General features: G+C 35.1%; 7 protein-coding genes. 3 read left to right on the plus strand and 4 right to left on the minus strand.

Annotation, left to right across the window (positions count from 1 at the left end):
- The first annotated feature begins 5 nt into the window (after positions 1–5).
- Positions 6–968, plus strand: a complete 963-nt coding sequence (locus tag HN014_RS21240) for a HaeIII family restriction endonuclease (protein ID WP_176030834.1) — start codon at positions 6–8, stop codon at positions 966–968.
- A 167-nt stretch (positions 969–1,135) separates the two neighbouring features.
- Positions 1,136–1,942: a carboxypeptidase-like regulatory domain-containing protein gene (locus tag HN014_RS21245; RefSeq protein WP_176030835.1), complete on the plus strand. Its 807-nt coding sequence runs from the start codon at positions 1,136–1,138 to the stop codon at positions 1,940–1,942.
- Between the two features lie 876 nt (positions 1,943–2,818).
- Here the strand turns inward: HN014_RS21245 and HN014_RS21250 are convergent.
- Positions 2,819–3,253: a copper chaperone PCu(A)C gene (locus HN014_RS21250; RefSeq protein ID WP_176030836.1), complete on the minus strand. Its 435-nt coding sequence runs from the start codon at positions 3,251–3,253 to the stop codon at positions 2,819–2,821.
- A gap of 757 nt (positions 3,254–4,010) precedes the next feature.
- Positions 4,011–5,381, minus strand: coding sequence for a Gfo/Idh/MocA family protein (locus tag HN014_RS21255; protein ID WP_176030837.1), 1,371 nt, complete (start codon positions 5,379–5,381; stop codon positions 4,011–4,013).
- Positions 5,382–5,723: 342 nt separating this feature from the next.
- Here HN014_RS21255 and HN014_RS21260 point away from each other — a divergent pair, with 342 nt between their 5' ends.
- Positions 5,724–9,845, plus strand: coding sequence for a response regulator (locus HN014_RS21260; protein ID WP_176030838.1), 4,122 nt, complete (start codon positions 5,724–5,726; stop codon positions 9,843–9,845).
- 62 nt (positions 9,846–9,907) lie between these two features.
- On the opposite strand, the gene HN014_RS21265 is transcribed toward HN014_RS21260, so the two are convergent.
- Together HN014_RS21265 and HN014_RS21270 are read right to left on the minus strand one after the other, a co-directional pair.
- Positions 9,908–10,858 carry a phosphoribosylaminoimidazolesuccinocarboxamide synthase gene (locus HN014_RS21265; RefSeq protein WP_176030839.1) on the minus strand — a complete coding sequence of 317 codons (951 nt, stop codon included), beginning with the start codon at positions 10,856–10,858 and terminating at the stop codon, positions 9,908–9,910.
- Positions 10,859–10,975: 117 nt separating this feature from the next.
- The gene (locus tag HN014_RS21270; protein WP_176030840.1) at positions 10,976–11,932 is read right to left on the minus strand and encodes a PhoH family protein; all 957 of its coding nucleotides are present in this window, start codon (positions 11,930–11,932) and stop codon (positions 10,976–10,978) included.
- Positions 11,933–12,179 lie beyond the last annotated feature (247 nt).

Consider the following 12,179-nt stretch of genomic DNA (forward strand, 5'->3'; position numbering starts at 1 on the left):
ACACTATGGCTAGTCAAACAGTTAATGGAAAAGCCTTCGAATATGCCCTGCTCTTGGGGTTTTATGAATATCTACATACAATAACAGCTGTATCTATAACTGAAAACGAGCCTTATAAAACTGCTAAAGCTTTTTTTGAAGGCTTTAGTGAGAAAGAGCAAGCTACTTTTAGGAATACAGCCCATGCCGCAATAAACTTTCTTATTGCTTTAGAACCCAGATTATCGAATAGTACCGGCAAAGAAGATATATTGAATTTGGAATTAGCAAGTGATCAAGCCGGACAAACAGGAGATGTTCGAGATGTCTTACTAATACGTCCCCTGCAAAAATGGGAAATCGGAATTTCTGCAAAAAATAACCATAGAGCCGTCAAACATTCAAGATTATCAAATAAAATCAACTTTGGAGAAAAATGGCTGGGTGTTTCTTGTTCCAATACCTATTTCCAAGAAATCAATCCCATATTTGATATGTTAACTGCACTGAGAGCCAAAGACAAATCAACGAAATGGAGTTCGATTGAAAATATGCATCAGGTAGTTTATATGCCCATCTTAGATGCCTTTAGAAAAGAACTGCTTCGTCTGGACAAAGAAAACCCTACTATTGTTGCAGAAAATTTAGTCCAATACCTAATAGGGCATCACGATTTTTACAAAGTCATCAAATCCCAAAAGAAAGTAGAAATCCAGGCTTATAACCTACACAGCACTCTGAATCTTCCATTAGGTCGTATAAAATCAACTGCTAAAATTCCAAAATTAAAATTACCAACAAGACTTATTGAAATCGTCTATCAGGAAAACTCAACAACGACATTATTAGTTTCCCTAAACGAAGGGTGGCAAATAACATTTAGAATTCACAATGCGAGTTCGAGAGTTGAACCCTCTCTAAAATTTGATATAAATTTAGTAAGTGCCCCACATACACTGTTTACTAATCACATATTTGTAAATGGATAATACCGATAACTCAATTAGTTTCTGAAAAATGTATGAATGTGATGATGGCTGGTCAAAATAGACAACTTACAGCTTGTATTATTTTCTATCAATTCTTCCTGTATTGCTTCCTAATTGTAACATTGGTACAGTCGAAAGGTTTATAATAGAACCTAATACTAAAAAACTTGAAAAACAATTACTTATTTAAACATTCAGGGCTATTGATATTCTATATGATCTTCTGCATGGGGCATGCTCAGGAGCATTTTGAACTTACCGGGAAAATACAAGGTAAGGATAGTGATATCACAGGAGTTTTGGTTTTTAATCTAAATACTAACAAACATACCATTACTGATAAGGATGGAGTATTCACTATCGATGTTAATGTTTCGGATACAATTCGGTTAACAGCCGTTCAATACGACACAAAACAAATCGTAATAACAGATAATATCATACGACAAAAAACAATACTCATCGAATTACATGAAAGAACGATTAGCCTGGATGAGGTAGTCATTACACCATTTAGTCTTTTTAATTCGGAAAAGGATACTATTCTCTTTATATCCCCATCTTCTCTTGGTCTCCCTAACAATAAAATAAAAGCCAAAACAAAAAATGAACGATTATTATTTGAGGCTGATCATGGAAAGTTTATTGAGTTTGGAGCAAGTCCTTTTGGAGTTGGTGTCGCAGTAAACCTCAACAAAATTTTAAACCGTCTTTCCGGAAGGACTAAAAAGCTTAAACATCGATTAACTCTTGATAAGAATACCAGTATAGAGAAAGAGATCATTGCTGTTTTTCCTAAAAAAACAATAGCAGAAGCCTTTGGTATCCCGTATATCAATATTGATGATTTTATTAGTTTTTGTATTCATCAAACGGATTTTCATTTGCTATACAATACAAAAAGTGTCCTTGATGTTTTTGAATATATGAAAAACAAAAGTCGTGAATACAAAAAAGCAAATGGTATACATTAATATGTGCACTCTTACTTATATAACGTTCAACAAACTCAGAGTATAACTCCTCTTACGAAGATGTTTTTCTACTCGTGGTATACTTGAATACGATAGAAAGAAATACCTGCCATGGAGAGTAACTTCAGCGCATTGGCAGCGCAATTATCAGTAAGTTAAAACATGTTATAAACACAAAAAATAAAGTCGAAACGTCAGCCTCTTCTGCCACTGATCATTCCGACTTTATTATTGATTAACTTACAATTGTTAGCGGGTTTGGGGTTGTATGTTATAATATCCTTCGTATATGTTTCTTTTTAGAGGCAACCACTGTTGCTTACTTTATGTTTCATATATGCAGGCGTTTTTTAAAATCTTATGATAAAATTACAAGGAATAAGGGAAGCTTTCAGGGGTGATCAGATTAACTACAAATTACTGTAGACGAAATGCTATTTAGCTGTCGATAAATGGATTTGAGCAAGAACCGGTTACAGCTATGATGAGGACTTGTACATTTCTTTAAGTAATCCTATGTATTAGAGAATGGGGCGTCAAAACGAACGTATTAAAAAAACCACTCCCTAAACAGAAAGTGGTCGTCATAAAAATAGTAATAATTGTCAAACTGAGCCTGACAAGGTACAGGACTTAACGCGCTGCTATACCACTGTTAGCTCAGGTTAACAGTTTTTGGAATACCAGGTAAACTGGAGGATTACAAACCAAAAAGTATTTGTTCCTGCATTTTAATTCCACACATAAATTCTTCTACAATTGCTAAACAAAAGCTGAGGGGATCATATCACTCCCCAACACCTATCCTATGAATTTACCTGGTAGATATAATAGATGCTACAATAAACTTCTCACAAATCATAGCATCCTATCACATTACAAAACCGGTTTTGAAGGGACACTCTGCCGAATTAAGTGGTTCCATTCAACGGTTTCGAATGTTACTGTTTTATCAAAGGTTGTTCCGGACTCGGTTTTGATTGTAAATACCAAATCAAAACTTTCAGGAAGTTCGGATTGTAAGTTCATTAGCATAATATGTAAATAGCCTGGAGCAAATAAAGTAGGAACCCCTGGAGATACGTTTACAATTCTGGAAGGTACATCTATCATCGACCATACTTCATTCTGGTCTAGCCCAAAATACATAGGCATAACCATCGGTACGGTAGGTGAACTCCACCCGATGATATTAATTGCTTCATCTCCTCCGTTGGTTACTAATGCAAATGCGGCACTGGAATTAGCCCCTGGATTTTTCTGACCTGCATACGGTCCTATAAACTGAATTTGATCACTTGTTGTCGCCATTGTTGTTGGTTTATTAGTTATAATTAACTTAAAATTAAGCATTTAACTTTTTTATTCACAATATTTTAAATCAAAAAAAAAGTTTTTTCGACGAAAGTAACAACTAGCTGTATTACAAATAGTTACGACTTAACAAAAAGAAAATAAACAAGAATAGCATCAATGGGTATCTGGTCTTACCCTCTTTACTATTACGTCTTTTTGTTAAGTCGTGTAAAAAGAACGTCAAACATAAAACAATAAATGTCTGACAATGAATAAAAAACAGTATGTTTTCACTGACTATAGCTATTTTTTATAACAAACAGATAAAAAGGAGGGGGAATTCATAGTACAGGGGGGAAAAACTGTCAATCTTAATTAATCAAAAATGAAATACTAAAAGAATATACGACTCTCATAGATTATAACAGTTCGACTTATGTAATTCACTCCCTACCTTTTTTTCCTGTAAGAATAATATAGGGTATTATTATTGTCTGTATTTTATATTTTTTAGTGTCATTGGTAATACAAGTGAGGACAACAAAAGCATAAATAATCACTCCTAATTAACCCCCAATTTGTTAATCTTAGTGTGGCATTTAATCAATTGGCAACCTACTTATAACAACAAGTATTTGCGTTGATAATATTTACACTTTTATATAATATAAATAGATTACTCACACTTTTGCTATACTGTACTCACTATGTTCTCATATGACTAACTAAATTCTAATTTGTTTTTATTTTTATTATTTCTCTGGCAGCTACTTTAATATGTATCTTTTATCCAGTCGTACGGTTTTCTTTTTATCCAGTTTCCTCGGGTAAAATCCGGAAAATCCTGAGGTTCTCCATTATTTGCTATAGATGCTTCTGATAGCGGTGTTACAGCACTCCATGCTGCTGCATCATACACATCCATCGGAGGGGCTACTTTTTCTTTTGCTGCTTCGACAAAAGCATGAATCACAAAGAAATCAATGCCTCCATGTCCAGAAGCAGTTGCATGAGTCCCATATTTTTTCCACAAAGGGTGGTCATACTGCACTAACCATTGCTCCATATCTTCCCATCCATGACCTCCTGTTTCTCCTTCGATATGAATTCGTTTGGTATGATAATCAAACTCTGAAACTCCATGAACTCCCTGTACTCTAAACCCTAATGAATAAGGTCTGGGCAGGTTACAATCATGTGTAACAATGATTGTTTCTCCTCTGGCAGTTTCGATAGTAGATGTAATTATATCTCCTTGTTTCCACTTGATGCTCGCATTTGGGTGTTCTTTTCCTCCGTTAGGGTGATTAACTATATAATTATTTAGCCCAACTGCTTTTGACGCATGAGAGGTCAACGAGACAAATCTGTTTCCTCTATTAATATCCGCCATAATCGCTACAGGTCCAAGCCCGTGAGTAGGGTATACATCCGCATTGCGTAATAAGGAATGTTGTGTACGCCAACGAGCTTCTGAAGTTCCTTTTTCTCCGAATTCCACACCTCCTCCATAGGGTTGTTTCCCATCATTGAACTTCACAGCTCTCAGATCATGCTGATACCCGCATCGATAGTGTACCAATTCTCCAAATACCTGTTGTCGCACCATATTCAAAACTGCCAATACATCTCTCCTATAGCTCACATTCTCTAAAATCATTAAAAAAGAACCCGTTTCTTCATGAGTATTAACCAAATCCCAACATTCTTCCAATGTATTGGCAGCTGAAACTTCCAATCCTGTATATTTACCGGCTAACATGCTATCTTTAGCCATTTTGGTATGCCATAACCAGGGAGTAGAAATGACGACTGCTTCTACCTCTTCTAAACTCAACAGATTTCGATAATCATAGTCATCATTACCAAATACCTTTGGTTTCTCCTGCCCTGTTTTGGCTATTCTTTCTAACGCTATATCAATTCTTTTGGGATCTATATCACATACCGCCGTAATCAGTACATCATCTCGTAATAATAGATTATCCAAATTATTGGTTCCTCGTAATCCTACGCCAATTACACCAACTTTTAACTTCCCTTTCTTATTCTTTCCAGTTTTTCCAAAAGTAACAGCTGGCGCTATTGCAATTCCTGCTCCTGCTAATGTTGACTTTTTTATAAAACTTCTTCTTGTACTCATTATTAGTTATTGCACTTCTTACTTCATTCTTAGTTAATTATGTAGCTAGCTTTCTTCGCTTTGTTACGGTTACAAAGTTGGTAAGATATTCAAAAACAGTCCGTAGTGTTTTTAGGCTAATTACAGGTGTATATTGTTCAACTCTTCTAATACCACTATTACTTCAACCATTTTTGACAAAAAAACACCCTAAAAAAATGTTCTTATTTATCCCTAATCTCAGTTATATAAGCTCTTTGGGAGGTTATTAACAAAAACGCTTCCATTTTATTATGTTTTCGAACACATTATGCGTAAATTCGATAGTTCAAACAGATCATTTTACTTTATTTTTTTATTATTGTGTCCACTAAAACGCTACAATACCCCCTAAAAAACAAGACGATCGTACCCAAAAAAAGAAAATGGTTCCTCTGGGGACTTTGGTGTTTTTTATCCTTTTCTTTTTATGGGCAATCTTCTTCTCATTTTATACATCTGGATAAAACTTTTAATACATTTTATTCTCAGACTGTAGAAGATGACCTTGGGTATATCTGGATTTCCAATACAGATGGATTGTATAAATACAATGGGTATGACTATTTTTTTACCTCCTATAAACAAATTTTTGGAGAACATTTTATCAGTGACCGAGATTTTTTTTTCACAAAAGATCGCCATTACAATTTGTGGATTGCTACTCAGAAAGGAGAGTTAACAAAAATAAATCCCTACGGAGAATACACTTCCTTTAGGGAACAACTTCGTACTTTTCACGATTCCAATCAAATCACATATATTCTTCCTACAGCTACAAATACATGGTTTGGCTCAAAACACGGAACTTTATACACCTATAGTCATGCCACTGATACGTTGAAAAAAATTGCGAGTATCCCCGGGGCATTTACTCCTTTTAAGAAGGTCAATAGTATGATTTTTGTCAACCCGCATACAATCCTGGTCAGTACCCCGGAAGATCTATATCTTTTTGATACACAAAAAAAGGTATTCACGAAAGCCGATACTCCTTTTCCTATTGATAAGGAAGATATTATAAAATTGGCATTAGACAAAAAGAATAGAATATGGATATCTTCTGAATTACACGGTCTGTTTTGTTATAATCAGGAAACCAGAAACGGTTTTACACAGTTTAGCAAAACCAATGAAAACATACAAAAAACAGATATGTTTATTTCAGTTTTTTGTGATAGTAGAGGCGTTATCTGGGCGGGTACTGATGGAGATGGTTTATATCGAATCGACCCGGAGACGGATACCACTACCATTCTGAAACACAATGAAACGGATAAGTTTTCTATTAGCAATAACTCTATTACTCATATTAATGAAGATTCTAAAGGGAATATATGGTTGACCTTAAAGAAAGGAAAAATAGATGTCTTGCCCTATACGAATAACAATATTCAATACTATAATGGCTGTGTCAAAGGAACACCTCATAAAATCTTATCGATTTTAAAAGCATCGGATAATTCTTTGTGGTTAGGTACTGACGGTAATGGAATTAATAGAGTATTTCCTGATAAGCAAAAAGTACAATACAACAACCAACAAACAGATACTTCTTTTTTCAAGGGAAAATATATCAATTGTCTGGTAGAAGATACTAATGGCAATATCTGGATTGCTACTTATCAGAACGGCTTATGGGTTTATGATATCAAAAAACAGCATTTTAGTAAAATTCCGATCACATCTAATACTGGAAAAACGACCTTGCATATATTAAGTTTACTAAAAGATACACAGGGTAGAATCTGGGTAGGGTCTAAAATTGGAATGCATCTCTATGATGCTGACAAGAACTTTTTAGCCAATTTCGATTTGGGAGTAAACGGTCTTTTCGGGGATCATGTCATAGATATAAAAGAAGACAATACAAATACATTCTGGATATCTGTTGTCAGAGGAGGAATCTTTCGCTTTAATGAGAACCAACATTCAATCGCTAATTCTGATTTTACTCACATTCCTTTTCCTAAAGATCATGTCGATACCGATTGCAAGAACTTTTCTATTCATCCTGATAACAAGCAAAACTTATGGATTACTTGTCGTTCTGGTTTTTTATTACAATATAATATTGCGAAAAATGTGTATACCTCTCACCTCACAAATCCGCGTTTACATGATATCGACATTAAAGACATACAAATACAAACTCCGGATATTCTTTGGATTAGTAGCACTAATGGTATTCACCAATACCATCTCAAAAAAGATTTGATTACCTCCTATTATGAAGCTGACGGACTCTTAGTGACCGAATATGGAGTACAGAGTACCTATCAGGACACTCATGGAATCATTTATTTTGGAGGAGAAAACGGAGCAACTTCTTTTGATCCCAAGCAGATGATCCAGAAAGAAACTGATGCACAACTTTATATCAACACCATTGAAATTTTAAACAAACCCGCGAAACAAATTTTAGGGAATCAACTCTCTACCACTACCGAAAATGTATCTGACTTATACTTAAATGCTGATCAGGCCTCTTTTTCTTTTCAGTTTTCTGCCATTGATAATGTGTTAAACCCCAATTACCACTATGCATATAGATTGAAAGGGTTTGATCAAAATTGGATTACCCCTAAAAAAGATCGTATTGCCACGTATACTAATATCCCTCATGGTCGGTATACGTTCGAAGTAAAAGGGGGAGCTAAAAAAGGGATATGGAATATTCCTTCCAGAAAATTAAATATACGCATTACACCTCCCTGGTGGCTTAGTACAACTGCATATATTTTATACACCATTTTTGCTTCTTTAATCATATATAGTATCAGTTCCTGGCTACAACTAAAAAATAAATTAAATAAAGAAGCCTGGCAAAACCACAAGGAAAAAGAGCTATATGCTGTGAAGATGAATTTTTTCACCAAAATGTCTCATGAAATTCAAACACCCCTTACGCTCATTACTGGTCCAATTGACGATATGCTAGAACGTGCAAAATCCAGTGGAAATCAGCTACTCAATCAGCGATTATTAATGATTAAAAACAATGCAAACCGACTTTCCAGAATCGCTACAGAGCTTATGATTGTAAGAAATAAAGAAATGGGGAGATTAAAGATACTGGTAGCTAAAAACGATCTCATACAAGATTTAAAGAATATCGCTTTTTCTTTTTCGGAACAAGCGCGCTTCAAAAACATTGATTTTATACAAGAGTACCCGACAAAAGCATTGCATATATGGTATGATAAAGAAAAGATAGAACATGTCATATACAACCTGCTGTCTAATGCTTTTAAATTTACTCCCAGAGAAGGTACAATTAAAATTTCGGTAAGTCAGGATATAACCGCTCAGCAGGTATTTATAAAAATGACAGATAACGGTCCTGGAATTCCAAAAGAAGAAGCGGATGATATCTTTAAACTATTTTATCAATCAGAAATCGGTAAAAACACCAAAGGATCTGGAATTGGACTCGCACTGAGTAAAGAATTGATCGCTCTTCATTACGGGGAGATCAGCGTGACCCCTCTAACACCTAAGGGAAGTTGCTTCACCGTAACACTATCCTCCAGAGAAGATCTTTTTTCCGAGGAACAAAAAATAAAAGAAGAAGTTTCTGAACACCAATTACTGTCTCCATCTATTACAGGAGCTGTTCCCGTATTGACAACTCCTTGTTCCCAAAAAGCTATCTATACCTTACTGATTGTAGAAGACAATGTAGAAATGCAAATTTTCTTAAAAGATATCTTATCCAATCAATATAATATCCTCTTAGCAGAAAATGGTCTGGAAGGTGTTGCTCTGGCAGAAAAACACCTTCCTGATGTGATTATTAGTGATGTAATGATGCCTGTCATGGATGGAATCGAATTCTGCAAAACCCTGCAAAAGAAAAAGACAACGGCTCATATTCCTATTATCTTATTAACTGCCAAGAATACGACCAAAACAAAATTAGAAGGATTACAATCCGGTGCGGTAGAGTTTATCAAAAAACCATTTAACTTTCATGAACTCTTATTGCGTATCAACAATATTATTGAAACCAGAGAAAAAATACTGACAAAGTATAAAACAGATGTCATCAGTCGTCCCAAAGATCATCATGTACGCTCCAAAGATGACATCTTTATGGACAACTTATTAGATGAATTAAACAAACAGATAGAAAACACCAATTATAAATTAGAGGAACTTTCTGATTCCCTGCACATGAGCTATTCTGTTATTTATCGAAAATGTCATGAAATTACTGGAAAAACACTGGTAGAACTTCAACGATGCTTAAAATTAAAAAGAGCCTGTACACTAATCATTAAGCAAGGGTACAACATTTCTGAAGCTGCGTTTATGGTCGGTTATAAAGATGCTAAATATTTTACTAAATGTTTTAAAGAAGAATTCGGACAACCTCCTAACTTTTTTAAAAAAGAAGCACATAAAATCGGAATTGAAGAAACGATAAAAAAACACAAATTATAACTTCAACAAAAAGAGCATTCACTAATGTGAATGCTCTTTGCTAATTTTATATAGATGATGTATTAAACAGTTTCTAAATACGTCAATACATTTTCTTCAATTCGCTTATTGATGTCTGTAACATCTCCTTTTACAAAGGTAGTACCTGTAATGTTTTCAAAAAGCTCTATATATCGATCCGAAACAGAATTGATATATGCTTCATTCATCTCTGGTATTTGTTGTCCTTCTTTCCCCTGAAAACCATTACTGATCAACCACTGTCTCACAAATTCCTTTGATAATTGTTTTTGAGCTTCTCCTTTTTCTTGTCGTTCTTCATATCCTTCTGCATAAAAGTATCTGGAAGAATCAGGAGTATGAATCTCATCAATCAGTACAATCTTACCGTCTTTCGTTTTACCGAACTCATACTTCGTATCTACCAAAATTAATCCGCGTTCGGCGGCTATTTCAGTTCCTCTCTGGAAAAGTTTTCGGGTATAATCTTCCAAAACCAGGTAATCGGCTTCCGAAACAATTCCCTGGGCTAAAATAGCTTCTCTGGAAATATCTTCATCGTGTTCTCCATTATCTGCTTTTGTCGAAGGTGTAATAATAGGAGAAGGGAATTTATCATTTTCCTTCATACCTTCTGGCATTGGTACGCCACATAATACTCTTTTTCCTGCTTTATATTCTCTCGCTGCATGTCCTGACAGGTATCCCCGAATAACCATTTCGACCTTAAACGGGGTACATAAATGCCCTACAGAGACACTTGGGTCCGGAGTAGCAATTAGCCAATTAGGCACTAAATCTTCTGTAGCTTTCATCATCTGAGTAGCAATCTGATTTAAGATTTGCCCTTTAAAAGGAATTCCTTTAGGCATTACCACATCAAACGCTGATAAACGATCGGTAGCAATCATTACCAACAACTCATCATTGATTGTATACACCTCTCTTACTTTTCCTTTATACACTGATTTTTGACCCGGAAAATTAAAATCCGTACCTGTAATGGTATTCATTTGTTTTACTCTAAATTAAATTTATAACAAGCTGCCTTCCCTCTATACTGAAATCTCAGTAGATTAGGTGTCTGCAAATATCTGTCTTTTTGAAGAAAATCCTGCCTAAAAAAGTATTTATCCGTTCCTGTTTTCTATTTCTTTATAAGCAGCGATCACTTTTTTCACCAATTTATGACGTACCACATCCTTATCATCCAGATGTATAATTCCGATTCCATTGATATTTTTCAGAACTAATAAGGCTTCTTTTAGTCCTGAAGTCACCCGTCGTGGTAAGTCTATCTGTCCCGGATCTCCTGTGATAATAAATTTAGCATTCTTCCCCATTCGGGTTAAGAACATTTTCATCTGGGCATGTGTGGTATTTTGCGCCTCATCCAGGATGACAAAAGCATTATCCAGTGTTCGTCCTCTCATAAATGCCATGGGAGCAATTTGTATCACTCCTTTTTCTATCAGGCTAGCTAGTTTCTCATGAGGAATCATATCGCGTAAAGCATCATACAATGGCTGCATATACGGATCCAGCTTTTCTTTCATATCTCCTGGAAGAAATCCAAGGTTCTCCCCTGCCTCTACTGCTGGTCGTGTCAGAACGATTCGTTTTACCTGTTTCTCTTTTAGGGCTTTTACTGCCAGTGCAACTCCTACATAGGTCTTTCCGGTTCCGGCAGGACCAATTGCAAAAACCATATCATTGGCATAAGAAGTTTCTACCAGTCTGCGCTGATTAGCTGATTGTGCTTTTATAAGTTTTCCTCCTACTCCATGAACTAATACTTCGGAACTGACATCAGAGGTCTCATAATCTGCCTTGCTCTCGCTTGTCAACACACGTTCGATTCCATTTTCATCCAGCTTATTATACTTGGCAAAATGCTCTAGCAACATATTAAAGCGAATGTCAAACTCTTCCAGTGTCTCTTCCTCTCCATAGACTTTAATCTTACTGCCTCGGGCAACAATTTTTAGTTTGGGAAAGTATTTTTTTAATAATTCGATATTTCCATTCTGGAGTCCAAAAAACTCCTTTGGATTTATTTCTGTTAGTTCTATTATAAGTTCATTCAAAAGCTATACAAATTTTAGTATGATTTGTTTTTAGGATTGACTAAGTTTGCGAAGTTATTTGAGGTTTGAACTGGAAAAACGTCTGCGTTCTTATTCCTTTTTTGAGTATTTTGAACATCATTTACAGATAGCACAAACACATACATCAATCAGGGCATAAATAATACAGTTTGTTATTCAGGTATAAAACTTCGAACAACTTCAAAACAAATTTACATATTTTTAGACGCTTACAATTAAAAGATAT

It is taken from the genome of Aquimarina sp. TRL1 (assembly GCF_013365535.1).
Classification (GTDB): Bacteria; Bacteroidota; Bacteroidia; order Flavobacteriales; family Flavobacteriaceae; genus Aquimarina; species Aquimarina hainanensis.